32 protein-coding genes are annotated in these 24,184 nt (G+C 30.3%); 30 read left to right on the forward strand and 2 right to left on the reverse strand.

Features of this window, described 5'->3' with window-relative positions:
* Nucleotides 1–331: 331 nt before the first annotated feature.
* The 11 genes from Q0829_RS17560 (at nucleotide 332) to Q0829_RS17610 (ending at nucleotide 9,354) form a co-directional block, all read left to right on the forward strand.
* On the forward strand, nucleotides 332–808 hold the full coding sequence (locus tag Q0829_RS17560; RefSeq protein WP_298545655.1) for a hypothetical protein: 477 nt from the start codon (nucleotides 332–334) through the stop codon (nucleotides 806–808).
* Between the two features lie 205 nt (nucleotides 809–1,013).
* Nucleotides 1,014–1,451 (forward strand): hypothetical protein, encoded by a 438-nt coding sequence (locus Q0829_RS17565; protein WP_298545656.1) that lies wholly within the window; start codon nucleotides 1,014–1,016, stop codon nucleotides 1,449–1,451.
* Between the two features lie 228 nt (nucleotides 1,452–1,679).
* Nucleotides 1,680–2,657 (forward strand): tail fiber protein, encoded by a 978-nt coding sequence (locus Q0829_RS17570; RefSeq protein ID WP_298545657.1) that lies wholly within the window; start codon nucleotides 1,680–1,682, stop codon nucleotides 2,655–2,657.
* Between the two features lie 97 nt (nucleotides 2,658–2,754).
* Nucleotides 2,755–3,327, forward strand: coding sequence for a hypothetical protein (locus Q0829_RS17575; RefSeq protein WP_298545659.1), 573 nt, complete (start codon nucleotides 2,755–2,757; stop codon nucleotides 3,325–3,327).
* Between the two features lie 147 nt (nucleotides 3,328–3,474).
* Nucleotides 3,475–3,915, forward strand: coding sequence for a hypothetical protein (locus Q0829_RS17580; RefSeq protein ID WP_298545660.1), 441 nt, complete (start codon nucleotides 3,475–3,477; stop codon nucleotides 3,913–3,915).
* Between the two features lie 201 nt (nucleotides 3,916–4,116).
* Nucleotides 4,117–4,572, forward strand: a complete 456-nt coding sequence (locus tag Q0829_RS17585; RefSeq protein ID WP_298545662.1) for a hypothetical protein — start codon at nucleotides 4,117–4,119, stop codon at nucleotides 4,570–4,572.
* Between the two features lie 216 nt (nucleotides 4,573–4,788).
* A complete protein-coding gene (locus Q0829_RS17590; RefSeq protein WP_298545664.1) occupies nucleotides 4,789–5,157 on the forward strand; it encodes a hypothetical protein in 369 nt (122 codons plus the stop codon).
* A gap of 214 nt (nucleotides 5,158–5,371) precedes the next feature.
* Nucleotides 5,372–5,809: a hypothetical protein gene (locus Q0829_RS17595; protein WP_298545665.1), complete on the forward strand. Its 438-nt coding sequence runs from the start codon at nucleotides 5,372–5,374 to the stop codon at nucleotides 5,807–5,809.
* Nucleotides 5,810–6,003: 194 nt separating this feature from the next.
* Nucleotides 6,004–6,516, forward strand: a complete 513-nt coding sequence (locus Q0829_RS17600; protein WP_298545666.1) for a hypothetical protein — start codon at nucleotides 6,004–6,006, stop codon at nucleotides 6,514–6,516.
* Between the two features lie 132 nt (nucleotides 6,517–6,648).
* Complete coding sequence (locus tag Q0829_RS17605) at nucleotides 6,649–7,287, forward strand: dihydrofolate reductase family protein (protein ID WP_298545667.1); 639 nt, start codon at nucleotides 6,649–6,651, stop codon at nucleotides 7,285–7,287.
* Between the two features lie 159 nt (nucleotides 7,288–7,446).
* Nucleotides 7,447–9,354 (forward strand): alpha/beta fold hydrolase, encoded by a 1,908-nt coding sequence (locus Q0829_RS17610; RefSeq protein WP_298545668.1) that lies wholly within the window; start codon nucleotides 7,447–7,449, stop codon nucleotides 9,352–9,354.
* Nucleotides 9,355–9,595: 241 nt separating this feature from the next.
* Here Q0829_RS17610 and Q0829_RS17615 read toward each other — a convergent pair whose 3' ends face one another.
* A complete protein-coding gene (locus Q0829_RS17615; RefSeq protein WP_298545669.1) occupies nucleotides 9,596–10,639 on the reverse strand; it encodes a serine hydrolase domain-containing protein in 1,044 nt (347 codons plus the stop codon).
* A 360-nt stretch (nucleotides 10,640–10,999) separates the two neighbouring features.
* On the opposite strand from Q0829_RS17615, the gene Q0829_RS17620 reads away from it, so the two are divergent.
* The 12 genes from Q0829_RS17620 (at nucleotide 11,000) to Q0829_RS17675 (ending at nucleotide 17,793) form a co-directional block, all read left to right on the forward strand.
* Nucleotides 11,000–11,278 (forward strand): hypothetical protein, encoded by a 279-nt coding sequence (locus Q0829_RS17620; protein ID WP_298545671.1) that lies wholly within the window; start codon nucleotides 11,000–11,002, stop codon nucleotides 11,276–11,278.
* Nucleotides 11,279–11,289: 11 nt separating this feature from the next.
* Nucleotides 11,290–11,667 (forward strand): hypothetical protein, encoded by a 378-nt coding sequence (locus tag Q0829_RS17625; protein WP_298545672.1) that lies wholly within the window; start codon nucleotides 11,290–11,292, stop codon nucleotides 11,665–11,667.
* 16 nt (nucleotides 11,668–11,683) lie between these two features.
* A complete protein-coding gene (locus Q0829_RS17630) occupies nucleotides 11,684–12,193 on the forward strand; it encodes a hypothetical protein (RefSeq protein WP_298545673.1) in 510 nt (169 codons plus the stop codon).
* Between the two features lie 255 nt (nucleotides 12,194–12,448).
* Complete coding sequence (locus tag Q0829_RS17635) at nucleotides 12,449–12,826, forward strand: DUF4844 domain-containing protein (protein WP_298545674.1); 378 nt, start codon at nucleotides 12,449–12,451, stop codon at nucleotides 12,824–12,826.
* A gap of 108 nt (nucleotides 12,827–12,934) precedes the next feature.
* Nucleotides 12,935–13,330, forward strand: a complete 396-nt coding sequence (locus Q0829_RS17640) for a hypothetical protein (RefSeq protein ID WP_298545676.1) — start codon at nucleotides 12,935–12,937, stop codon at nucleotides 13,328–13,330.
* A 416-nt stretch (nucleotides 13,331–13,746) separates the two neighbouring features.
* A complete protein-coding gene (locus tag Q0829_RS17645) occupies nucleotides 13,747–14,244 on the forward strand; it encodes a DinB family protein (RefSeq protein WP_298545677.1) in 498 nt (165 codons plus the stop codon).
* A 163-nt stretch (nucleotides 14,245–14,407) separates the two neighbouring features.
* Nucleotides 14,408–14,896 carry a hypothetical protein gene (locus Q0829_RS17650; protein ID WP_298545679.1) on the forward strand — a complete coding sequence of 163 codons (489 nt, stop codon included), beginning with the start codon at nucleotides 14,408–14,410 and terminating at the stop codon, nucleotides 14,894–14,896.
* A gap of 101 nt (nucleotides 14,897–14,997) precedes the next feature.
* Entirely contained in the window at nucleotides 14,998–15,297 is a 300-nt protein-coding gene (locus Q0829_RS17655) for a hypothetical protein (protein ID WP_298545681.1), read from the forward strand.
* Nucleotides 15,298–15,305: 8 nt separating this feature from the next.
* Entirely contained in the window at nucleotides 15,306–16,208 is a 903-nt protein-coding gene (locus tag Q0829_RS17660; protein WP_298545683.1) for an AraC family transcriptional regulator, read from the forward strand.
* A 109-nt stretch (nucleotides 16,209–16,317) separates the two neighbouring features.
* On the forward strand, nucleotides 16,318–17,076 hold the full coding sequence (locus Q0829_RS17665; RefSeq protein WP_298545685.1) for an SDR family oxidoreductase: 759 nt from the start codon (nucleotides 16,318–16,320) through the stop codon (nucleotides 17,074–17,076).
* Nucleotides 17,077–17,140: 64 nt separating this feature from the next.
* Nucleotides 17,141–17,587 (forward strand): hypothetical protein, encoded by a 447-nt coding sequence (locus Q0829_RS17670; protein WP_298545687.1) that lies wholly within the window; start codon nucleotides 17,141–17,143, stop codon nucleotides 17,585–17,587.
* Nucleotides 17,584–17,793 carry a hypothetical protein gene (locus tag Q0829_RS17675; protein WP_298545689.1) on the forward strand — a complete coding sequence of 70 codons (210 nt, stop codon included), beginning with the start codon at nucleotides 17,584–17,586 and terminating at the stop codon, nucleotides 17,791–17,793. Before Q0829_RS17670 ends, Q0829_RS17675 begins: the two co-directional genes overlap by 4 nt.
* Before the next feature lie 200 nt (nucleotides 17,794–17,993).
* On the opposite strand, the gene Q0829_RS17680 is transcribed toward Q0829_RS17675, so the two are convergent.
* The gene (locus Q0829_RS17680) at nucleotides 17,994–18,404 is read right to left on the reverse strand and encodes an Lrp/AsnC family transcriptional regulator (RefSeq protein ID WP_298545690.1); all 411 of its coding nucleotides are present in this window, start codon (nucleotides 18,402–18,404) and stop codon (nucleotides 17,994–17,996) included.
* Nucleotides 18,405–18,571: 167 nt separating this feature from the next.
* Here Q0829_RS17680 and Q0829_RS17685 point away from each other — a divergent pair, with 167 nt between their 5' ends.
* From Q0829_RS17685 to Q0829_RS17715, 7 genes are all read left to right on the forward strand, one after another.
* Nucleotides 18,572–18,808 (forward strand): hypothetical protein, encoded by a 237-nt coding sequence (locus Q0829_RS17685; RefSeq protein ID WP_298545691.1) that lies wholly within the window; start codon nucleotides 18,572–18,574, stop codon nucleotides 18,806–18,808.
* Entirely contained in the window at nucleotides 18,801–19,316 is a 516-nt protein-coding gene (locus tag Q0829_RS17690; RefSeq protein WP_298545693.1) for a GNAT family N-acetyltransferase, read from the forward strand. The genes Q0829_RS17685 and Q0829_RS17690 overlap by 8 nt, the downstream gene beginning before the upstream one ends.
* 395 nt (nucleotides 19,317–19,711) lie before the next feature.
* Nucleotides 19,712–20,356 (forward strand): alpha/beta hydrolase, encoded by a 645-nt coding sequence (locus Q0829_RS17695; protein ID WP_298545695.1) that lies wholly within the window; start codon nucleotides 19,712–19,714, stop codon nucleotides 20,354–20,356.
* A gap of 96 nt (nucleotides 20,357–20,452) precedes the next feature.
* Complete coding sequence (locus Q0829_RS17700) at nucleotides 20,453–20,896, forward strand: GNAT family N-acetyltransferase (RefSeq protein ID WP_298545696.1); 444 nt, start codon at nucleotides 20,453–20,455, stop codon at nucleotides 20,894–20,896.
* 1,014 nt (nucleotides 20,897–21,910) lie between these two features.
* Nucleotides 21,911–22,603, forward strand: a complete 693-nt coding sequence (locus Q0829_RS17705; protein ID WP_298545698.1) for a hypothetical protein — start codon at nucleotides 21,911–21,913, stop codon at nucleotides 22,601–22,603.
* 91 nt (nucleotides 22,604–22,694) lie between these two features.
* Nucleotides 22,695–23,381: a hypothetical protein gene (locus Q0829_RS17710; protein ID WP_298545700.1), complete on the forward strand. Its 687-nt coding sequence runs from the start codon at nucleotides 22,695–22,697 to the stop codon at nucleotides 23,379–23,381.
* 205 nt (nucleotides 23,382–23,586) lie between these two features.
* Nucleotides 23,587–24,153 carry a cyclic nucleotide-binding domain-containing protein gene (locus Q0829_RS17715; protein WP_298545701.1) on the forward strand — a complete coding sequence of 189 codons (567 nt, stop codon included), beginning with the start codon at nucleotides 23,587–23,589 and terminating at the stop codon, nucleotides 24,151–24,153.
* Nucleotides 24,154–24,184 lie beyond the last annotated feature (31 nt).

Consider the following 24,184-nt stretch of genomic DNA (forward strand, 5'->3'; position numbering starts at 1 on the left):
TCACCGTGTATACTAACCTTAATTCTCTCTTTTGTTCTTTCTGATTATTATATCAATTTAAAGAGAATCAAACTTAAACCGTATATAATTTATTGCTTGGTTCTAGCCTACTTACGAAAATCCTCGCGGATTTTCTATTCGGTTTGTATTTGCTAAATTAGGTGTTTGAAACACGCAACAAACCATATACAAACACGTTGTAAAACATTTGAAAAAGCTTCTACCCATACTAATTTTAAATTGTCTGTTAATATGTTGCGGGCGAAATAACGGCGAGAAAAAAAACCTTGTTACGGAAAAGCCTACTCAAGATTTTAGTAGTTTTAGATTTGTGGAAACTAAATTAGTTGAGTATGATATTGACTCCCTTGCAAACTTTAATGAAATTCTAAAAATACTAGATAAAATTGACTGTTTAAGTGAGTATACAATGTTTAAATTGGATACTGAAGAGAAAATATTTAGAATTCAACCACTTCAAATCTGCGAAAGTATTTTTGATTATAAATTAAGACAGATACTCTATATTAATTCGGATAACATTACGGTAAATCACCAAATAAAATTTCCAATAGACAGCTTAAAAAAAGTTCTAAAAAATCATCTATTAAATCAAAGTAAAGATAAAAATTATCCTTCTTTAACGGAAAAAAAGCTAATTAGTATCAATGTTGACAATAATAAAGATATCAGCGAAGTAAAAAAATTATTGTTAAGAATAGTTTCGGATGTCAACGAATTAGAGACTAAAGTGAATTTTAGTTTTATGTTCGAAAACCATGGAATAATAAAAGTAATTGAGGAATAAAAAACGTTTTACAACAACATATATGTGATCATAGCAGCTAAATGATCAATCGAAAGGTTCTTGTATATTTGGTATGGCGCAATGCTTGCAAAAAGTAAAAGTTAGTAACCAATGTGCAGAAAAACCGAAAAGCTAGGTAACATTTTGCCCTGCTACGACACATACATTAAACGTTGTAAAACATTAAGCAAATATTCAGTGTAGAATGAAAAAATGGATGTTTATTATATCTTCAATACTAATGCTCTATTCTTGTGAAAATAACGGAAAAGAAATAGTAGTTTATAAATCTAATGGATCCGTTGATCGCACATTTGATGTTACGGAATCAACATTCTGGGATTTCAAAAATAATGGTGATATTGACTCTATAAAATTAAAAAAGCAAAGTGCCCTGGAATTAGAACAAATTATCTCTGAATCAAAAATGGAAGAATTTAAGAGTAAACCTTTTTTGAATCCCGAATATTCAATTGTTTATAAATCCAACGAAATTGACACTATTTATATAAATACAACAATTGATCAAGGCTATTCAGTTAAAAACAAAAAATCCTTTGTTAACGCAAATGGAATGTTATTAGAATTCTTTAAAAGAAATGACTTTCTAACTGATTTAACAAAGTTTAAATTAAATAAGTAAACGTTTTACAACAACATATATGTGATCATAGCAGCTAAGTGATCAATCAGATGGTTGTTGTATTTTTGGTAAGGCGCAATGCTTGCAGAATGGAAAAGTTAGCAACCAATGCGCAGAAAAATCGAACAACAAGGTAACATTTTGCCCTGCTACGACACATTCCTTAAAATATTAGAGTAACATTTTGAACAATAAAGACACATACTATTAAACAGAAAATATAAAGAGATGAAAAAAATTGCGTTTGCTATTACATTATTTGGGATGTCCTTAACAATAAGTGGACAAGAAAGTAAAATCGAATTAGATCCAAAAGGTTCGGCTGGAGGAGATTTAGTAGGGTTAAAAGCTACGGAAACGGGAAACAACACTACTAAATTACATATTTATAAAAATTTTACTGGTGATAATAGTGATATTGACCTCTTGACTATTGATGCATTAGGAAACACTATGCGTACAGGAAATAAAAAACTTTTTTGGGATCCACAAGGTAATGCAGGAGGTGATTTTGTTGGATTTAAAGTTTCGGAATCAGGTAATAATACGACAAAGTTGCATATTTATAGAAATTTTACTGGTGATAATAGTGATATTAATTTATTGACAATTGACGCTGCGGGAAATACTCAATTTAGAGGTAATGCTAATTTAACGGGAAGTTCGAGAGTTTTATGGGACCCACAGGGTAATGCGGGAGGTGATTTTGTTGGGTTTAAAGTTTCGGAATCAGGTAATAATACTACTAAATTTCACATATTTAAAAACTTTACAGGTGATAGTAATGATATTGATAGATTAGTAATAAGTGCAAACGGATATATCGGTATTGGAACTTCCAATCCAGATATGAAATTAACTGTTAAAGGAAACATACACGCTGAAGAAGTAAAAATAGACCTTAATGTTCCTGCTCCTGATTACGTTTTTAAAGAGGATTACAATCTTAGAAGTATAGAAGAACTAGAAAACTTTATCAAAGAAAATAGTCATCTACCTGAAATTCCTTCAGCTAAAGAATTTGAACGAAACGGAGTAATGCAAGCGGAAATGGATATGAACCTTTTGAAAAAAATTGAGGAATTGACTCTTTATACTATTCAACAGCAAAAAGAAATTGAAAGTCTAAAAAAAGAAAACGAAGAACTAAAATCTTTATCCGATAGGCTAGAAGAAATCGAAAAATTACTCGAATCCAAAAAATAAAAAGCTTATAACACTATATAACAAAACATTGCTGTCCTTCGGACCAGCAACGTTTGTTATATTTGACGTTGTGTGCATTTGAGAAAATCCTGAACTAATGAATATTATTCAAGAATTAACGGAAAAATATAGCGGAAAATATTCAGAGGATTTGACTAAAAACGTGAATAGTCCGATAGGAAAATACGTTTATCAACCGAAAAGCGGAATTATAGAAATTGACGGAACTAAAATTAGTATAAACCTGAATGAAGTTGACGGAGCAATGCCTGTAACTGAACCATTTCGAATTACTTTGCATTTAGACAAAACATACGAAACCGAACTGAATGTATACCCAAAAGATTTGTGGAATGAATTTTTGGATTTTATTCTACCAAAGCGGAGAGCATTTGTTCCTAAACCGATTTTAAAACAATTTTGGTTTGGCGGAAATATTGATTTGATAAAACACATTGTATCTGACAAAACATTCACGGAAAATATAATAAACGAAAAAATTTTTATAGAAACAATACCAAATAAATTGACTGACCGAATTGTATTGACGCCTGAATATGGAATTAAGGACATTGAGCAATTCGAAAAGTTTGTTTCTATTCTAAAACGAATTGAAAATAAAATAAAAACTGCACACAACAACATATATGATGTCATAGCAGCAAAGTGATTAATCGAAAAGTCTGTGTATATTTATGAAGGCGCAATGCTTGCAGAATGGAAAAGTTAGCAACCAATGCACAGAAAAACCGAAAAGCAAGGTAACATTTTGCCCTGCTACGACACATATATAAAACGTTGTACGCAAGCCAAAAACATGAAAAAACTTACTTTAATAATTCTCACTTCATTTTGTATTTTTAGCTGTCAAGAGGTTAATCGAACGGAAAATTTACTTGGGAAAGTCGATAGTTTAAAGATTAAAAATGATTCTCTGATCAAGAAACTGAATGAAGTAAAACCTGAACTAAATTATTGGTTTGACGAAAAATATGACGGAAAGGAACTTGTCGAAATTGGAATTGCAAATCCAGCAGAATTTATAGAGAAAAGTTTACGAGAAAAAACTGAACTTATCCCTTTAAAAGCAACTTTGGGAGGAACGATGCATTTTGGAAAAATTCAACTTCTAAGCAGTAAATGGTTAATTGCGGAATTTGACGATGGACACATACAAGGAAAAGCAATTTATCTTTACAAATTAAATAAAAATGGACAATTGGAATTTGAATTACTGAATTCAATTGGACCGGAATAAATAAAAGCCAGCGTACAACACGATATATGTGATCATAGCAGTTAGGTGATTAATCAAATGGTTCTTGTATTTTTGGTAAGGCGCAATGCTTGCAGAAGCTAAAAGTTAGCAACCAATGCGCAAGAAAAATCATAAAACAGGGTAACATTTTACCCTGCTACGACACATATATAAAACGTTGTAGTACATTAAAGATACCGAATGAAAAGAATATTTATACTGTTAATTATAAGTTTTACAATACAATATTCTTATGGTCAAGTTTGCGGAATATACAGAATAAAATATGTCGGAAATATAAAATCGGAATCACTAAAAGTTGAAAAAATAAAACTTCCGACAATTCAATTTCTGGAAGGTTTAGGAAATGAAAATTCGGAATACGGATTTGTAGAAATCAACCCTGAAAATAATATAATCGAAATGGGATTGAGCTCACATCTAACTTCTAACTTGTTTGACAAACCGGAAATCTTACTCAAATTATATGAGAGTAAAAGAAAAAACATTCCTGTCTTAATTACAATTATTGAAAATGGAAAAAGCAAAGAAATACGGAGAGAGTTAACTTGGAATAATATTCAAATTAAAAAACTTGAAGATGAGAAATTTGGAAATCTATTTGAACTAAATCTGAACGAAATAAACATAAAATAACTATGCACAACAAAGACGTGTATAAAACATAGCTAATAAGTGCTTAACCGAAAGGTCTATGCATATTTATAAAGTCCGCCAAATTTTTAATTTGGCTTTTAAAAAGAGAAAAATTTAAAACAAAATATAAAAATTCGGCTCTGTGTTAATCCGAAAAGTTAGTGCCTTTTTGCACGCTACGTTTCATACACAAGTCCGTTGTACACAAGTTGACAAATGGCACTTAAAAAGAAAATAAGAAACGGAATCGGAATCTTAATAATTGGAATTTTATTTTGGCAATTAGGACTGTTTAATAGATTTAATTATTTGACTGCAAAAATTGACATTTGGCGTGATTCTCCAAGAATCGCAATGGCTGGAATACCTTCCTATCCTTGCGGAGTTCCTTGTATCGGATTGAATGAGAAATACGGATTTCACGAATCCAATGTTGGCTGTTTAGTAACCGGACCTCAATTACGAGGAATTGACTCGTATAACGTCCAAATTGAAAAGTATCTGAATAAAAGAAACGGAAAAGATTGGCGTAAAAAATACGAAGCGGAATTAGACTCATTGATTAAGAGTAACTTATTAGAATAAAACCTGTGTACAACACGATATATGTGTTCATAGCAGTTAAGTGATTAATCAAAAGGTTATTGTATTTTTGGTAAGGCGCAATGCTTGCAGAAGGTAAAGTTAGCAACCAATGCGCAGAAAAATCGAAAAGCAAGGTAACATTTTGCCCTGCTACGACACATATATTAAACGTCTACATGTAAAAAGATGCTTAACTAAATAAAATATTAACCTATTGGAACATTCTAGAAACCATAATGAACTCGCAGAAATAATCGTAAAGAAACTGAGAGATGAAAATTTTGAACAATTTTTAAAAAGTAAGGATTATGCGAAATCTATGTCTTCAGAAAAGTATTGGAAAAAACCACGAAACCCTAACTTAGATAAAGAGTTGCAAAAATTACTAGATGAAAGATTTGATTTTTTAAATCGCTTAAGTGAAAGGGATTCTGGAATTTTAGAGCGAATGATTCTGAATATTCTAGACTCAACTGCTTTTAACTTTTTACGTGAAATTGAAGAGAATCTAGAGGAAAATAAAAGCATTGGACTCTCAATAAATGGTGAGAAGGTTGAAAAAATAACAACTGAATTACTATCAGGTACTTTATTTGGCGAATATTTCTTGTGGTTGGAAAAGAATAGTAAATATGGTAATTTTCAACAGTGAAAACACAGTAGACAACATTATATATGAAATTAGAGCAAAAGTTCAATGCTAGATCGAAAGGTCAGTTCCCTTTTGTAGTGGCGCCAAATTTTTATAAATTAAATAAGAAATAAAAATGCGCAGATAAATCGATTAGTTCAGGCTTACTACTTTCCCTGCTAAGACACATATATTAAACGTTGTAACACATTTGAGTGAAAGATAATTACAAAATAGAAAGAACTTGTTCAAAATGTGAACGTAAACAGAGTCTAACTGTCACTAAAAGAGAAGCTGCTTTCGAATTAGTCGACTATGAAAATATATTCGGAAAGGTATGTTCGGAATGTGGTAATGATAAATTCACTACGACTTTTCAAAAACCAAATCTGGACTTTGAATTACTCAAAGAGTGGTCACTAAATCCTGAATTGTATCTAATGGAAAAGGATGAAGAACTATTGTTAGCAGACGAATTATACTTGGATATGATTTTAAAGATTCTGGATACAATTAAAATTCCAGACCATAAAAGGAATTTATTAATGGATGCTCTTTGTGTAATAGTATATGATAATACGAATGAAAAGAATCAAAAAAAGGATGAAACTTTAAAGAATAGAGTAATCGCGGAATTGAATGAACGAAAAGAGCAATTGAAATTAGCTGATGATTGGATAATGGACTATATAAAACAAGTAGTTTATCCTCAATTAGATGGAAAATAAAAACTATCTACAACAACATATATGTGTCATAGCAGCAAAGTGATCAATCAAAAGATTATTTCCTTTTTGCGAAGGCGCTAGATACCCAGTCGAGCTGGGCACAAGCTTTTATAAATTAAACAAGAAATAAAAATGCGCAGATGGATCAATTGGTTTAGGCTTACTTGCCTTAATCCGATTCATATATTTGGCGTTGTAGCCAATACAAAACAGACAGAAAATCTAAAAAAGAAAAATATGCGAAAAATTATTTATTACGTGGCGAGTTCTTTGGACGGATACATTGCAGGAGAAAATGATGATATCAGTCAGTTCATGTTGCAAGGAGAAGGTGTTGAAAAGTACCAATCAGACCTTGCGGATTTTGGGACTGTAATTATGGGAAGGAAAACCTATGAATTTGGTTTTCAACATGGACTTGAACCAGGTCAACCTGCTTATCCAAATATGGAGCACTATATTTTTTCGAATTCATTAAAAATTAATAACCTATCAGAAGCTGTTAAAATCGAAAAGTTGAGTGTGGATAGAGTACATGGAATTAAACAAAACGCCAAAACTGACATTTATCTCTGTGGTGGTGGACAGTTTGCAGGTTGGTTATTGGAAAACGGACTGATAGACCAGTTGAAACTCAAATTAAATCCAATTGTACTTGGAAGTGGAACAAAGCTATTTGGAACTTCAACTGCAAATGAAAGCTGGAAACTAACAGACAAAGAATCATTTTCTGACGGACTACAAATATTGACTTACGACAAGAAAAAATAAAAGTACTAGCCACAACAATGTATAAAAAAATAGGCAAAATAGTAATAAATTCAAGACTTTGGGCTCGCATCTAATTTTGTACTTAACCGAGAGTTTCGTACTTTGAAATAGCCTACTTTTCATATACCAACCGTTAGCAATAATAGCTGAAATAAACGAATGAAAAAAAAACTAACTATAGTTGTATTAATTATTAACTCAATAGTATCCTATGGACAAGATAATATTGTTTCGCAGGGAATTACTGATTCAATTTATTCAAAAGAATATATAAAAGTTAACAAATACAGAAGTCAAGTAAACTACCCCCCTTTTATTGGTTGGAGTTTGGATAGCAAAAAAATGCTATTTAATGGTGGAAAGGTTATTTATTCAATGAAGAAACATACCTCTGAAATTAGAGAATACAAAGAATCCAACCAAAATTTCAGTTCTTACCTTTCTCCAAATCATAAGTATTTCCTCTACCAAGAAGATGAAAATGGAAATGAAGATTATCAATTGTTTTTATACAACATTTCTGCTAACTCAAGTAAACCTATATCAAAAAAAGGAGACAAAACTTACGACCCATTTTGGAGTTCTAGCAATGATAAAATTGCCTATAAATCGAATAAAGAAAGTTCTGACAGAGTCGATTTATACATACAGGATATCTCTGTAAACAATAAAGAAATTCTTGTTTTTAAGGACTTTTCTGATGATGGACAGGTGTATGATTGGAGTTCTAGTAATAATCAAATCCTAGCGGTTAAAGTGATATCAGAGAATGATAAATTGCTTTATCTAATCAACGATAATTCGTATAAGATTGAACAAGTAAACCCTAGTAAAACCAAAATAGCTTACTCTAATGCGAAATTTATCCCCAATAAGAATGCGTGTTTAATAGTTTCAGATGAATTTTCAGAATTTTTACAACTTCATTATTACGACCTGATAAAAAAGGAGTTTACCAACATTACTGCGGATATCCAATGGGATGTTGAATCTATTACAATTGACAAAGAAGGACAGAAAGCTGCATTTACCGTCAATGAAAATGGATTTTCACAACTTTACATACTAGACATACTTACTTTGAAGTATTTGAAGGTTAATGATTTTCCTGAAGGTATTGTCCGTGATTTGATAATTAATCCTAAAGGAACAAAAGTTGGATTTAATTTCTATTCAAGCACCTTTCGCAGGAAGATTTATGACTATAATATTAAAAAGAGTACTTTAAATCACTATACTAGAAAAGGCAAACCACAAGTAGATTCAATAAATTTTGTAGAAGCAGAGTCATTTACGTTTAAAAGTATTGATATCAAAACAAACAAAGAATACAATATCCCTACATTTATCTATAAATCCAAAAAAGAATCATCACCTGTTTTCATAGATATTCACGGAGGCCCTGAATATCAGATTAGAGCATCTTTTAATGGGTTTTATCAATATTTAGTCAATGAGCTTGGTATAACGGTTATAGTTCCTAATATTCGAGGTTCCAATGGTTATGGAAAGTCCTATATGAAAATGGACGACGGACTTAACCGAGAAAATGCAATTCAAGATGTTGGAGCTTTACTAGATTGGGTGAAATCACAAAATAATCTGGATGAAAATCGTGTCGCCATTCACGGAGAATCTTATGGTGGTTATGTTGTTCTTTCTTCACTTTCAAAGTTTCCGAATCGCATAAAATGTGGAATCGACATTGTAGGTATTTCAAATTGGATTACTTACCTAAACAACACAAGTGATTATCGAAGGGATTTAAGAAGGGTTGAATTTGGAGATGAACGTAATAATGAAACATATCAGTATTTAAAGAAAATATCACCCGTAAATAATGCTAATAAAATAAATTCCCCTTTACTCATTTTTCAAGGACTAAATGACCCTAGAGTCAATTACCAAGGAGCTGAACAGATGTATGAATCACTAAATAAGCAAGAAAAAGAAGTGTGGTATGTTTTAGCAAAAGATGAAGGGCATGGATTCCATAAATATGCTAATCACTTATTACAAAGAAATCTTACTATCTCATTCCTTAAAAAACACTTATCGATAGAATAAAACTGGTGCTAACGTGTATTAAACATAGCTATTATATGCTTTTCGAAAAATTCGTGATTATATATAAAAATTCGGCTCTGTTCTAATCGGAAAAGTTAGTATCTTTTTGTATGCTACTTTCCATACGCAAGACCGTCATCTACAAGCTAAAAAACATCCTAACTCAATGTAAAACAGAGGAAGTCGAGAAAATTCAGCAGCTGATCAGCGAAAGACTTGGTAAAAAGTGGCATTTTGTTATTTAATTGAATTTTAAAATGCTTTTTATTTCATCTGAAATATCGAACATGTTTTGATGCTTCTGATTTGCTTGAACTATTATAGTTAGCACATCTTTACCATTATTAAATCTTTTTACAATACATTCATAATTACCAGTTTCACCATGGTGGTAATGTTCTTTAACGATTCCGTTTTTCCATGTGACACCTCCCAATGGAGCTTGAATATTACCCCAGAAATCTGCCTCTTCAGATAAAAATTGTAAAGACACTTTACTAATTATTTTAAATGCATGTAAATTAGTTAACCAATTTTGTAAGTCTCTTGCTGTCAAACTAAAAATCACACCAGAAATAGAGGCTTTATAAGTATCTTCCTTAAAATTCTCATCAAAAGGAATTGCCATTAAATCGCTGTTCAAATAAGGAACTTCTTGCTGAATTTTAGCACTATTTAAACCAAAAGGAATAAATAAATTTTCCTTTACATATTCCGGGAAAGCTTGTTTGGTAATATTTGCTACAATTTGCCCCAATAAAATTGGACTATAATTGGTATATAAATAATCAGAACCCGGTTCAAATTCTAATTCTTTTAAATTTAATAGATCATTTTTAATTTTTTGGTCTGTAATTTTTTCATCTTTTTCAAAATATTTACCCCAAGCTACCTTAGGCAAACCACTTGTATATTGGAGTAAATTTTTTATAGTAATTTTAGAAGACCAATTTGGTAAATCTTTTAAATAAATATCAATTCTATCATCAGTATGTAACAATCCTTTTTCTTGAAGTTGCAGAATAGAAACCGCAGGAAATTCTTTGTAGACAGATCCTAAATCAAACCTAAATCGATTGGTTAATTTTGTAGTCTTAGAACCGTCTGAAAAACCAAAAGAATTTTCATAAATGGTTTCTCCGTTTTTAACAACTAAAACATTTCCATTAAAATCACCTTCTTTCGCTAGTTCTTTCATATAAGAGTCTATGGAAGTATGGCTTTTACAATTTATAAGAACTATCGGAGTAAACAATAATAATAAAGCAGAAAAAATACGTTTCATGAAATTTTTTGATTGATTATATTCGGAAGACGAATCAACTTAAGTTTTGTTACGGTATCAATTATATTAACATTTCAAACTCAACATTATCTTTACTAAATATATGACCTATATGTAATAGGAACTTAACCATAACGAAAAAGCTGGCAGATAACAATGTATAAGAAAAAATAGTGCTTTTGTGATTAATCCGAAGGTCTGTGTGTTTTTGCAAAGTCATCAACCATAAAATTTGGTATTCATGAAAAATGATAAAAGCAAAATATTTATATTTGACTTAGTATCAATCGGAAATGTATCACTTACCACCTGCCCTACATTTCTTATACGAGACGTTATACACTATTTGACAAAACCACGATGAAACTTAAACCTATTTTCGGAAAATCTTTAAAAAATGAGATTGGAGATTTAACTAAAAATATTTTGGACGAACAATGGAAAGGTCGAATCGCATCTGAGGAAATAGAAAGTTCTAGAATTCTGGATTGTGAAAAAGTTATTTCTGAGTTTTTAGAAAAAAATGAGTATGGCTGTGCATTTGACCATCTAACTTACGTAGTATCTGAAACAGAAACTGATTTGACAATTGACCAAACAAATAAAATTACACAGTTAGACAAAAAACTAAATCCATAAAGTAATTACAAATGAGTTGGGACATTGTACTTTTTAATTCAAAACAAAAAATAGAATCGGTTTCGGAATTGGACGAAACTCAACTTCAACCGACTAACTTTAGTAGAATTTTGGAAAACTCGTTTGAAAGAATAAAAAAGAATGATAATCATAGAGAAATAATAGGAAAGAACTTCACAATTGACTTCTTTTCCTTTAATGAACATTCTAGTAATTTTATGCTTTCGTTATATGGAGAAAATGGACTTTTTGAATTGATCACATTAGCTAAAAAGTACAATTGGCAGATTTATGACTCTGGAATTGACGGAATGATTGATTTGAATAATCCAGAGAATAACGGATACGAAAACCACGGAAAGTACGCAGGACAAATAATAAAAAAATAAAAATAGTGTACAACATATGAAAAAGACTCTAATAACATTTTTAATTCTATTCTGTTCTCTTGCCATAAATTCACAGGAAAATAAACTCTTGACTGAATTAAATAAAATTAAAGCTGGAGATAATCAAGTTTTCCACATAATCAAAAACCCTATTTCGAATTTAGAGGAAAATGATTTAATACTTAATTTAAAAAGGAAACTTAAATCTGAATTAAATACTATCTATTCCTGTATGGATTCATATGCTAACAGTAAAGAATTAAAACTGAATGAATATGAAACATCTGAACTGAAAAGACGTATCGAACACATATCATCTGAGTTCTATAAATCAAAAAAATACGCTTTAGTAAAAACATCTGGTGGAATTGCACCTATTTATGGAGTTGGAATGGATACAATTTTGAATAAAAAAGTTGCAATTGTCTATTTGGGAGGAGATTGTATTATGACCGAAGTTGATATGAAATGGGATGAAATTACTTCAATCTTTAATGAAAAAATGAAATCTTTATTAAGTAAATAAAACATTGTACAACAACATATATGTGATTATAGAAGCTAATTGATCGATCGATTTGTTTGTGTATATTTGGTAAAGCGCAATGCTTACAGAAAGGAAAAATTAGCAACCAATGCGCAGAAAAACCGAAAAAAAGGGTAACATTTTGCCCTGCTACGACACATATATTAAACGTTAGCAACTATTATGTGCATGAATCAAATTAAATTATTTATACTCTTTTTCACTTTATCTTCTTGTGGACAAAATACAACTGAAATGAAAACACCCGAAAACGCGAAAGAAAAGTTTGAGAAATTTATCACAAAGAAAAAATTCGTAGAAGAAAATTATTATCCTGGAATTGCAGACGAAAAAATGCGGCCAGTTTTTACAGAGAAGATTAATCAAGTAGCATCTGACTTTCAAAACGTTGCGGAATCTAATACTCCAACCGATAAAAAATACCAAGAAAAAATTAGAATTGGACTTTCTAGGTTTTCCGATGTTTATATGGAATTAGACACAGAAGATCGTGAAAGAGTTTGTACTTATTTTGAGGAATTAATGGACATTATTGGACTTGAGAGTTCGAATGGACAGCTTAATAAATTCATGTATGGATTTGATCCAAATGAAGTTGTAAAAAAGAATTAAAGAACAGTTGATGACAAGGTATATGAATTAATTGCAGCGGAACGTATTCATGTACTTTCTTGCAGCTAATCATGCACAAACACGTAGTAAGTAATAAAAAGAATCACAATGAAAGACATCTCTGGAATCGATGAGTACGGTAATCCTAAAAATGGACCTTTTAAGCTGTTCTTCAAGAACGGCCTTGTCTCTTGTCAGGGTGAATTCGATAATGGAAAGAAATCAGGAAAATGGAAGTACTTTCTCAACAATGGTCAGATGCAATCCTCTGGCAGCTTCAAGGACGGAAAGATCGTTGGTCGGTGGAAATGGTTTTTCAAGAATGGTGAACCACGAGGAACGGGCGGCTTCGATGATGAAGAGCAGAAACACGGTGTATGGAAACGATACCATGCTAATGGTCAACTCTGGGACGAAGGTCGCTTCGAACACGGTAAGAAAAAAGGTATTTGGAAAGTCTATAATGAGGCTGGTGAGCTCATAAAGAATCAAAATTTCAAGTAGCAGAACGAGTACCTCCTTCTATCCTAGTTGCTTTCCAACAAGTGATTCTAATAGTTAGCCAACAGCACTCCCCACTACCTCAGAAGAGTGCGTATCAACCGCGGTTTAAACGGACGTTGTTCTTATAATTGAGGGATCGTTTTTTAAATATGAAAAGTTAATATTTAAATTAGCTGTTAATATACTCTTCTTATAAACTATACAATATAGTATTGGCTTATACCCTACTTTAACAAATAGGATTCTTTTTGACTGCTTACACCAAAGAAATATATAAGTAATAGCGACTTAGAGTTTAACTCAAATCGCTATTCTTTATTTTATTTTGTAAATTACTTACTGAAAAAAAAAGTGTTTTAAATTCGCTACTACTCATACGTGAGTACATTACCTCTCATAAATAAAAATACTGAACAATGAATTATAAACCTAAAGATGGTTTTCCTTACTATTTTGAATTAGCGAAAAACAATTCATTGCGAGCAATATTCAAAGAAATTCCAACTATAGAAATTCTGCAAAATATAGGTGAAGAAAAAGCCGGATTTAGATATGAACCTGACAAATGGAATATCAAACAAATAGTCGGACATATTACGGATCACGAAAGAATAAAAATGTTTAGGGCTTTTCAATTAAGCAGAAATGAAAGTGTGCAACTTTGGGGATATGACCAAGAATTATTGGTTAAAAATAGTCGGTTTGAAGAGTTAAGTCTTCAATCTTTGTTAACTGACTTTATGAATGTGAGAAAATCATCAATTAGTTTTATAGATACTTTATCCGAACATCAGTTGAAAAGAAAAGCTATGGCTCAACAACTTGAAATAACTCTTGAAGAATTTCTTAGATCAATTGCTGGACACGAAAAACATCATTTAAAAATAATCCAAAAAAGATATCAATTAGAATAAAATCCGAGAGTTAATAGAATATATAGCTCATTTTTAATAAATCTAATAAATAGAATTTATTGCTAACTTACTATCTTAGTAATTCAACGGAATGTTCACTGCATAAAATTCTGCAACAAGCTCTACATAAAATGTTAGATAATATCAAATCAACAAAACGCAAATGAAAAATCTGAATCATTATGTAGCAATCTATAAAGAACAACTTGATAAAGGAGATATATTAATTGCCTATGATCAATTGGTGAAGTTTGTTATGAAATTAAGAGCAGATTTTATAAAAAATTTGTCTAAGCAGTATTCATTTACAGGCATTCTTCACGGGTATATGGACTACACTTATTTTTACTATTCTAATGATTTTTTGAAAAGTAGAAAACTAAAATTAGGATTAATACTAAATCATTTGGAGATGAGATTTGAAATTTGGTTACTTGGAAATACAAAAAGCATTCAAAAAGAATATTGGAATTTACTCAAAGAATCTAAATGGAACAAAAACCGAGAAGAAATGCCTAGATATTCGATTTTAGAAGCGATAATTGAAAAGGATCCTGATTTTGACAATTTATCTTCTTTAGCCGAAAAGGTGGAAAAAAGATTAATTGAAGAATCCAAAGAAATAATTGATAAAATAAAAAAGCTGAATTAAAAACCTACATCAAATAATGTTATATAAAATCATAGTAGTTAAAGGCAACAACCATTTATATATACGACGTGACAATAAATGCTGTAGTAAGAATTTGAATGATGTCTAATACTATAAAAATCATATTGATTTCGCTAATAATAGGGCTTTATACCGGGTTCCAATTGCGATATTTTTCCGGAATGAATCCGATTATGGATATAACTATTAAAATAATCATACTCGGACTTCTTTGTATTGCTATTATACTCATCTTCAAAGAATCAAATCGCAAACTAAAGTTAATACAAAGTGGAATTTTAATTATGAGTATAGTAATAGGAGTTTTGGGAGCAAATTTTATAAATAATGACAGAATTGAAAACCCTCCCAGAACGTATATGAGTGATAAAAACAAATAAAAAACATAGTGAAAGAAGAAAAAATATATAATTCAATATCAGAATTCTTTAGGTCAATCAATTTAGAAATTGAACAGGATTTCGATTTCACTATACACCCTTTGGATAAACTACACGGAGACCAACCCATGTCGTCGCCTTTTTTTAGAACGAATTATATAGCTTTTCTTTTAATAGAATCTGGAAAAGGTCATTATACTATAGATGAACATTGGTTCGAACTTAAACCTAAATCATTTTATTTCACGCTTCCCGGACATTTAAAATCTTTTACCATAGAAGAAAATTGGAAAGGTTATATGATTACTTTTTCGCTAGACTTTTTAAAAGCCAACTATCCAGGAAACATAGAACAAGATTTCCCTTTCTTATTAAAAGAAACTGTTCCCGTAATGTATCTTAAAAGTCAGTCTTACCAACGAATTGACAAACAATGTGAAGTATTCATAAGTGAATACAATGGTAATTCAACATATAAAAAACGTATTGTAGCCAACCAACTCGTTACATTTCTTTTTCAGGTCAAGGAACTATTACTTTCACACCAAGTAACAATTTCACTCGAAAACCGACCTACTGAAATCGTAAAATCATTTCAGGTAGCATTAAATAAAAATTTACTGGGCATAGTCAAAGGCAGCGCAGAACATATTTGGAATGTACAAGAATATGCCAATGAACTGGCAATGCACCCGAATTATCTAAGCAATGTTATCAAATCTCAAACAGGTAAAACTGTTAAACAATGGATTGACGAAAGGATTATTTCTGAAGCAAAATCTTTACTTAATAATACCGATAAATCCGTTTCTCAGATTGCTTACAGCCTAACCTTTGGCGATACTTCCAATTTTTCACGGTTTTTTAAGAAAAAAACAGGTCTTACACCTGCAAAATATCGTGAATCTTAGAAATTGACCATAAGACCTTAAAAACAGACCAAGTTAGGGCCTTCCTTTTACTGGAAATTTGTAGTGTAATTAAAAAACAAATAATAATTCACTTTAAAATCTAAGTAAAATGGAAAATTCAAATCAAACACTAAAAGGAAAAGTAGCAATCGTAACAGGAGCATCTAAAAACTTAGGAGCTGAAACAGCAACTTATTTAGGAAGTTCAGGTACCAATGTAATTGTTCATCACTTTAGTGATGGTAGTAAAAGTGAGGCTTTGCAAATAGTAGAAAAAATCAAAGCATCTGGTAATAATGCAAAATTAGTACAAGCCGACCTAAGACAAGTATCTGAAATCAAACGTCTATTTGATGAAGCAGAAAGTACTTTTGGAAAAGTAGATATTCTTGTCAATACAGCTGGTACAATGCTCAAAAAACCAGCAGCAGAGGTTTTAGAAGATGAGTATGATCAAATGTTTAATATTCACACAAAATCAGCTTTTTTCTTATTGAGCGAAGCTGCGAAACGAGTTAATGATGGTGGACGAATTGTAAACATTTCAACTACCTTAACATCTGTTACAACCGGGCTTTACTCAGTTTACGCGGGAGCAAAAGCAGCGTCTGAGCAATTTGTAAAAATGATAGCTAAAGAAATTGGCTCTCGTGGCGTAACTGTTAATTCTATTGCACCAGGACCTTTAAATACATCTTTTTTCTATCCTGTAGAAAACGAACATTCAATAGACTATCTAAAACATATGTCTGTTCAAAACAGATTAGGCGAAATATCTGATGTTTTACCAATGGTCAAATTTTTAACAAGTCCAGAAGCTGGTTGGGTAACTGCGCAATCAATCAGAGTAAATGGTGGAATGTTTTAAAATTAATAAAGAAATTATAAATATAAGGCAGGGATAGAATTCCTGCCTTTAAAAAATTTAAAAGATGATACGAACAGGAATCAACATTGGAAAATTAAGTAAAGTACCATTTTTTGATGCGCTTTCAGAAGAACAGCTAAAACAAGTAGCTAATGAAGCGCAAGAATTCGGATTTGAGAAAGGAGAAACAATCAAAACAAGAGAAGAGACAAACACTACTTTTTGGATTTTATTATATGGTAGTTGGTCGATAAAGAGATTTTTAAATGGCACAGAAGAACCTGCTTTTTATGAAACTGATAAACTTGGTTCTTGGCATGGTGGGATTTCAATAATTGATGTTATAGCACCTGCCGAGATAAAAGCAACTTCGTATAGCTATGTTATGCAAGTTAATCCGAAATTAATGGAAAAATGGATACAGGATGGGATGCCGATTCAAGAGCACTTGTTAAAAGGAATTGGTTTTGGAGGTAAGTTATTATATGATCATTACAGCTCCAAAAAATGAAAAAAGTTAGACAGACAATTATCGTTTGGATAGCTATCTATCCAACGATAACCATTATCCAATATTTTTTTGAAAATCTATTGAATACTTTCCGACTCGAAATAAGAACACTCATTCTTACTGTTGTTCTAGTACCATTAATGGTTTATGTTCTTGTTCCTTTTTGGACTAAAATATTGACCAAAACGAAAAAGAACAGTAGCTAATAATACATAAAAAATAATAGCGGTTTTGATACGCAATCAAAGTCGCTATTTTTATATTTATGGTATATGCGTTTAGATCGAATAGTACGCACTCAAAAATCCTCTACTACTCTTATAATAGAAGATCGTTAAAAGTAATACAATCTCTTACAGAAAAATAAATGACAGAATCTGTCTATTAAATCTTTCAAGAAATTAAATTACGCTTCTAAAATGATACTTGTTTTTGAAGCACCATACTCTGAAATTTTTTCAAGAAAGGAAATAAGATGCTTATTGTTTCTAAAATAACCTAAAACACATAAGCAATCATCACCAGTAATTCTATCACAACTTTGTACTTCTTCCATTGCCTGTATTTGTTTTTGGGCATCATTTGATCCTGTTGATCCGCGGTGTATTACTAATGTTATATACGCTTTAGTCTCAATACCCAATTTTTCATGATTTACTTTTAGAGCATAACCTTCGATTATGCCTTCTTCTTCCATTTGCCTAACACGCTTTCCTATTGCAGGAGCAGACAATCCTACTTCTTTTCCAATATTAGCGAAGCTTTCTCTTGCATTAATTTTTAGCATTTCAAGTATCTTTTTATCCAACACATCCATTTTTAATCGTAATTTAATTGTTATTTATTCAATGGTTTCGAATTCAAAAATACAATTATTAATTCGATTATAAATCAAAAACAAAATAATGAGTTTTATATTTGTATTGAAACATTTAAACAAAAACAGTTTCTAATATAAATTGGTCAAACAGAAAAAGATAAAATATGAGTCCATTTTTAATTGATAGTATTGGTTATATAGCTCTAGTTATCAATCTATATTCTATGTCCACCAAAGGTGAATATAAACTACGTTTAATATCACTAATCGCAAATGCAGGTTACATTTTATACGGTGCATTAATTAGTGCTACACCCATAATTGTGGGCTGTACAATTGCAGTATTGCTTCATGGATATCATATAAGAAGATTACGAATTAATAAGAATAATAATGATTAAAATAAAAACAGCTACCAAAGCAGATACAGAGGTTTTAGCACTTCTAGGTCGACTAACATGGTCTGAATCTCACGGACATTATATTGAAGATAAAAATGATGTATTAAAATACCTTAATGAGAATTTTTCAGTTTTTAAAACGAAACAGAATATAAACGATCCTAAGCAACTTTTCTATATTATTTATGCGGATGATTTACCTGTTGGTTATGCAAAACTAGTAGTGGATGCCTCAAACAAAAATATTACATCACAGAACAGTTGTCAATTAGAACGAATTTTTATCCTAAGCGATTTTATACCTTTAAAAATTGGACGACAGCTACTAACTTTTGTTGAAGAGCAAGCCAAAAAATTGCAATTAGATACCATGTGGCTCACCGTTTACATAAAAAATAATAGAGCTATTAGATTCTATGAGAAAAATGAATTTAAAAACGTTGGAGAATTAAATTTTATAGTCAACGGAAAAGGGTATGAAAATATAGTTTTCTCAAAAAAAATATAACAAAGTTGAAAAACGATCAGAATAAATTTAAAAACGAAGGTTTACGAAGGGAAACATATCAAAAAATCACTTTTTATCGTATAATCACTATTACCGATAAGAAATACCAGGTTGAATTTTTGGTTTGATAATCGACTAATCACAAGACTATAAAAAAGTAACCGCAAACTGAATTTCAATAACGATATGAACTAATACATAGTTGAATAATATCTATTTGATCATAGCTATCTCGTTTTAAATCGAAAGGTCTTTGTATATTTATGAAGGCACAATACTTACAAAATAAAAAAAACCAATGCGTAGATAGTAGTGTCGGTAGTTAGGTAACATTTTACCCAACTACCGTGCATATATTTAAACGCTAATAATAATTTGAGAAATCACAAAAATCAATGAAAATAAACCTATTTATTGGAATTCTTTTTTACTCGACTTTGTTTGCTTGTGATTTAAAAAATGATGATCGATTTATTTTCTTCCTTCACAATCGATTTTTAGAAGAACACGAATTGAATGAATTGCATCCCGAATATGGAAGGACTGAATACAAGGAAATAGTTAGCGAATATGAAAAGAATGGATTTAAAGTAATAAGTGAAAAAAGAAACGGAAATGTAAATGCGAGAGACTATGCGGTTGGAATTGTAACTCAAATTGACAGTTTAATAAACATTGGTATTGAACCTCAAAAAATAACTGTCATAGGGACTTCAAAAGGAGGATATATTGCTCAATATGTTTCGACCTTGGCAAATAATCCAAATTTGAATTTTGCGTTCGTTGCAAGTTTCAGGAATTCCGACATTGAGAATATACCTGAAATTAATTATTGCGGGAATATTTTGACCATTTATGATAAATCAGATCCATTTGGAGTTTCTGCATTGGAACGAAAAAAAACTTCAAGTTGTGAAATAAAACACTTTAAAGAAATTGAGCTTAATACTGGGATGAGACACGGATTTTTATTTAAACCATTAAAAGAATGGATTGAACCGACAATAAAATGGGCAAATGGAAATTACAATATGAGATAAAAATTAAGGGCAATATCGTGTACAATTAAATGCTTAATCACATAACTAGTTACGCATACCAATTGTTGTATGTCATTTAACTCACTCTATAGCATAATGAAAATAACAAGAACAAATTCTCAAAATTCCGAATTTAAAAGACTTGTACAATCACTAAATTTAGATCTTGCAGAAAGAGATGGTGATACTCACTCTTTATCTCAATTCAATGACATCTCCAATGTAAACTATGTTGTTTTAGCATTTAAAAAAGATAAAGCAATTGGTTGCGGAGCAATCTCTGAATATAATTTTAGCGCTATGGAGATTAAAAGAATGTATGTATCACCGGAAACTAGAGGCCAAAGAATTGGAGAGAAGATTTTAGCTGAATTAGAAAACTGGTCTAAAGAATTAGGATATTCCAGATGTATACTCTTTATGGGATCAAAACAACCTGAAGCTGGTAAACTTTATCAAAGAAACAATTATAACGCTATAGAGAAATACGGTATACTAAAGGATATTCCAGACAGCTTATGCCTTGCTAAAGATTTATAAACAAAAACGAACTTGCAACACATATACAAAATTAATTATTACCACAAGTCTAATTACAAAAAATCTAGTAGACTTTCATTCGGTATGTATTTGTTAAATTAGTTGTTTAAAAGCTTAATTAATCCTCTACAAACCTGTTAGTTACAATAAGGCAAAATGAATAGAATATTAGTGCTAATTTTTTGCATACTCATTGTAGGCTGTAAAATGATTCGGACAAAAGATTAAACACTATAAAAATTGATGATCTTCAATCAATTATTGATTTAATCTATCAATCTAACTATTCTAAAGCCATTTTAGTAATATATCCTGGTGGTGATTTAAAAGCAAAAAATAATGACTAACATTATATATAAAATCAACACAAAATTTAATATCGGATGGAAAGTTTACTTCCTTATGTGATCTCGCTGAATTTTTATAAATTGAAGTAAAACAAAAAAATAAAGTAAGATTTTGCTTTGATGTGACACATACTAATAGCGCTGTAGATAATTGATGAAAAATGTCAATAAAAAAAGAAGTACTATTTAGAATATTCAGGATTGGATTAGTGATACTGCTAACAAAATTACTGTTCCCTTTTACTCAAACTTTCTTTGTTAAGTATTTTGACGAAATTACTTTGGTATTTGTCTTATCCTGTTTGTTGATTTCGATTTCTACTGGTTTCCTTACCAGTTTGACTATAGTATCTTTAAAAACCATAAAAAAAGATACGTTAATCGTAAAAGATACTTTAACGAAAAATATGTATTTACCGCTTACTTTCGTGCTTTTTACAACATATGCTTTATACTTAAAAGTGTCTTTAAATACTTTTTATATTGTATTGATTTTAATCGGAATTGAATTATATGGTATAATAGTTAATATAATTAAGAATAGGAAAAATAAAAAAATAGAACTTAAATAAAAATTACCTACTACAAAATGTAAAACTAATAACTACCTTAGGTTAGTAACATTTATTATATTTAAAGTTCTAGCTAATCTAAATGAGTATTGAATATGAAAGGAAAAATTGGAATTGTGATTATTATTTTGTCCTTTATAATTTCATTGAACCCTTATTGGCTGATTCTTGGAATTCCTCTTTTTGTAATTGGAATAATATTATTGTTGTTTTCTAAAAAATCAATTAGATCTAAATTGATTTGGATTTTAACACCAATAATTCTTTGGTATCCTTTTATGCAATTATTCTTTTACTTAATGGGAACAATTGGAATGGCTACAGCTCAAAAACTTGACTTAATATTTCCTGAAGATTTTGAAGGAACGGCAATTGTAATTTCTAATATGCCTTGTGCAAAAGAAATAGAGATTATAGATAATCGTGAACAATTAAAAATTCCAAAAAACGGAATTTTACTTTATAAAGGTGACCTGAAAAATGGATATATAAATAATCGATATTACAAGATAAAAAAGAACGGAAAAAAGATTGAAATACCAACTCTTGCGAATTATATGTACTCTATTGATTCGAAGAGTAAACCCGATAAAAGTGAAATCGGAATTTGGTTAAGTGATGTAGGAACAAAATATAATCCAAATTCGAAAGGAGGAATTAATTATTCATTTAGAAAATTTATAATAAGTTCAAAAGATAGTTTGGAGAAATGGAATAATTTTAAGGACTCAGGAGAATTAGAAAGAATAACCGACAGTTTGGTAGAGCACTGTAAAAATAAAAACTAACTACAATAATTTGTATCTTACAGATGTTACTTTATGGAAGTAAATATAATAGACAGGAAACATTATGCCGCATTAAAAACAAATGAAATAAATGATAGAAAATCTACCAAATTGGGTTGAGTTACTTTTTATAATCACCTACGTATCAACAATAGTTTTTTTTCATTATTCGAATGGAAAACCAAAAAGATTAACTTTTTTCATCATTCTTTGGTCAATTGTACAATCCTTACTGGCATATATTGGTTTTTATCAAACTACTAACTCAACTTTACCAAGATTTGGTTTCGTATTAATTCCATCTATAATTCTAATTATATACGGATTACTCCCAAAACAACAAAAATGGATTTTTGAAAAAAGAGATACAAAAATCAGTACTTTTTCACATTCAGTTAGACTACCAGTCGAAATTGTTTTATTTGGCCTTTTTATATACAAAATGATTCCTGAACTAATGACATTTGAGGGTAGAAATTATGATATTATGCTAGGTATAACAGCTCCAATAATCGGATGGCTATTTATAAAGAAGAAATTAACCAAACAGATTTTATTACTATGGAATATTATAGGTTTAGGCTTTGTACTTTTTATTCTGGTAAATGGTATTTTATCAGCTGAATTACCATTTCAACAATTTGGGTTCGAGCAACCTAATCGTGCAATAAATTATTTCCCTTTTGTTCTGCTACCAGCTACAATAGTTCCAATTGTAATTTGGACACATTTGTCGGACATAGTTAAATTAAGAAAAGAAATAAAACAAAAACTTTAGCTTAGTGTTTATTCAAAAACCAATTATTCCTTATTCTCTTAATACGGATAGTTATATATTATGTACTTACTATGCGAGAAAAATATTATGATATAAAAGAACAACAAATAGATATAACTGAACGATATATAAATACTTATAATAACTTTGAAATAATTGAAACCGTTAGCTGCTAGCTAAAAGACATCCGTGCTAACATTAAACCTTGAAAGAATTTAGAAAATTTATAGAGCAATACGAAAAAATCCCTAATAAAGATTGGGAATTAATTTCAGCATGTTTCAGAAGAAAAGAATTACCAAAAAACTATAATCTTTTGGAACAAGGTAAGATCTGTAAAAATCTATATTTTCTTGAAAATGGACTTTTGCGATTTTTTATTTTAAAAGATGGTTCAGAAATAACAAAATTCTTTACAATAGCACCATACTGTTTTACCTCACAAGCAAGTTTTAATTCAAAAAAACCATCAAATGAATATATCCAAACAATAGAAAAATCAATTGTTTGGGAAACGACTTTTGAAGAAAATCAAGAACTGCTAAAATTAAAATCTTGGAATAGTTTTGCTTGTAAAATAACACAAGAAGTTCAATTTTTTACAGAAGAAATTTTAGAAGAACTACAAACTGAAACAGCCGAAAATCGATATCGAAAACTATTAAAAAACCAACCAGAATTGCTTCAAAGAATTCCTTTAAAACATCTTGCATCTTTTTTTGGTGTTGCACCACAATCGTTAAGTAGAATTAGAAAGAAATTAACCCGATAATAAATAACTTAACACAGGTGCAGTAGATTGT

It is taken from the genome of uncultured Aquimarina sp. (assembly GCF_947492405.1).
In the GTDB taxonomy this organism is placed as follows: domain Bacteria; phylum Bacteroidota; class Bacteroidia; order Flavobacteriales; family Flavobacteriaceae; genus Aquimarina.

Bases quoted from the DNA above. Each gene is read 5' to 3' on its own strand.
- Q0829_RS17565 (WP_298545656.1), top strand. From the start codon at position 1,014: ATGAAAAAATGGATGTTTATTATATCTTCAATACTAATGCTCTATTCT.
- Q0829_RS17570 (WP_298545657.1), top strand. From the start codon at position 1,680: ATGAAAAAAATTGCGTTTGCTATTACATTATTTGGGATGTCCTTAACA.
- Q0829_RS17575 (WP_298545659.1), top strand. From the start codon at position 2,755: ATGAATATTATTCAAGAATTAACGGAAAAATATAGCGGAAAATATTCA.
- Q0829_RS17580 (WP_298545660.1), top strand. From the start codon at position 3,475: ATGAAAAAACTTACTTTAATAATTCTCACTTCATTTTGTATTTTTAGC.
- Q0829_RS17585 (WP_298545662.1), top strand. From the start codon at position 4,117: ATGAAAAGAATATTTATACTGTTAATTATAAGTTTTACAATACAATAT.
- Q0829_RS17590 (WP_298545664.1), top strand. From the start codon at position 4,789: ATGGCACTTAAAAAGAAAATAAGAAACGGAATCGGAATCTTAATAATT.
- Q0829_RS17605 (WP_298545667.1), top strand. From the start codon at position 6,649: ATGCGCAGATGGATCAATTGGTTTAGGCTTACTTGCCTTAATCCGATT.
- Q0829_RS17610 (WP_298545668.1), top strand. From the start codon at position 7,447: ATGAAAAAAAAACTAACTATAGTTGTATTAATTATTAACTCAATAGTA.
- Q0829_RS17615 (WP_298545669.1), bottom strand. From the start codon at position 10,639: ATGAAACGTATTTTTTCTGCTTTATTATTATTGTTTACTCCGATAGTT.
- Q0829_RS17620 (WP_298545671.1), top strand. From the start codon at position 11,000: ATGAAACTTAAACCTATTTTCGGAAAATCTTTAAAAAATGAGATTGGA.
- Q0829_RS17625 (WP_298545672.1), top strand. From the start codon at position 11,290: ATGAGTTGGGACATTGTACTTTTTAATTCAAAACAAAAAATAGAATCG.
- Q0829_RS17630 (WP_298545673.1), top strand. From the start codon at position 11,684: ATGAAAAAGACTCTAATAACATTTTTAATTCTATTCTGTTCTCTTGCC.
- Q0829_RS17635 (WP_298545674.1), top strand. From the start codon at position 12,449: ATGAAAACACCCGAAAACGCGAAAGAAAAGTTTGAGAAATTTATCACA.
- Q0829_RS17640 (WP_298545676.1), top strand. From the start codon at position 12,935: ATGAAAGACATCTCTGGAATCGATGAGTACGGTAATCCTAAAAATGGA.
- Q0829_RS17645 (WP_298545677.1), top strand. From the start codon at position 13,747: ATGAATTATAAACCTAAAGATGGTTTTCCTTACTATTTTGAATTAGCG.
- Q0829_RS17650 (WP_298545679.1), top strand. From the start codon at position 14,408: ATGAAAAATCTGAATCATTATGTAGCAATCTATAAAGAACAACTTGAT.
- Q0829_RS17655 (WP_298545681.1), top strand. From the start codon at position 14,998: ATGTCTAATACTATAAAAATCATATTGATTTCGCTAATAATAGGGCTT.
- Q0829_RS17665 (WP_298545685.1), top strand. From the start codon at position 16,318: ATGGAAAATTCAAATCAAACACTAAAAGGAAAAGTAGCAATCGTAACA.
- Q0829_RS17670 (WP_298545687.1), top strand. From the start codon at position 17,141: ATGATACGAACAGGAATCAACATTGGAAAATTAAGTAAAGTACCATTT.
- Q0829_RS17675 (WP_298545689.1), top strand. From the start codon at position 17,584: ATGAAAAAAGTTAGACAGACAATTATCGTTTGGATAGCTATCTATCCA.
- Q0829_RS17680 (WP_298545690.1), bottom strand. From the start codon at position 18,404: ATGGATGTGTTGGATAAAAAGATACTTGAAATGCTAAAAATTAATGCA.
- Q0829_RS17685 (WP_298545691.1), top strand. From the start codon at position 18,572: ATGAGTCCATTTTTAATTGATAGTATTGGTTATATAGCTCTAGTTATC.
- Q0829_RS17690 (WP_298545693.1), top strand. From the start codon at position 18,801: ATGATTAAAATAAAAACAGCTACCAAAGCAGATACAGAGGTTTTAGCA.
- Q0829_RS17695 (WP_298545695.1), top strand. From the start codon at position 19,712: ATGAAAATAAACCTATTTATTGGAATTCTTTTTTACTCGACTTTGTTT.
- Q0829_RS17700 (WP_298545696.1), top strand. From the start codon at position 20,453: ATGAAAATAACAAGAACAAATTCTCAAAATTCCGAATTTAAAAGACTT.
- Q0829_RS17705 (WP_298545698.1), top strand. From the start codon at position 21,911: ATGAAAGGAAAAATTGGAATTGTGATTATTATTTTGTCCTTTATAATT.
- Q0829_RS17710 (WP_298545700.1), top strand. From the start codon at position 22,695: ATGATAGAAAATCTACCAAATTGGGTTGAGTTACTTTTTATAATCACC.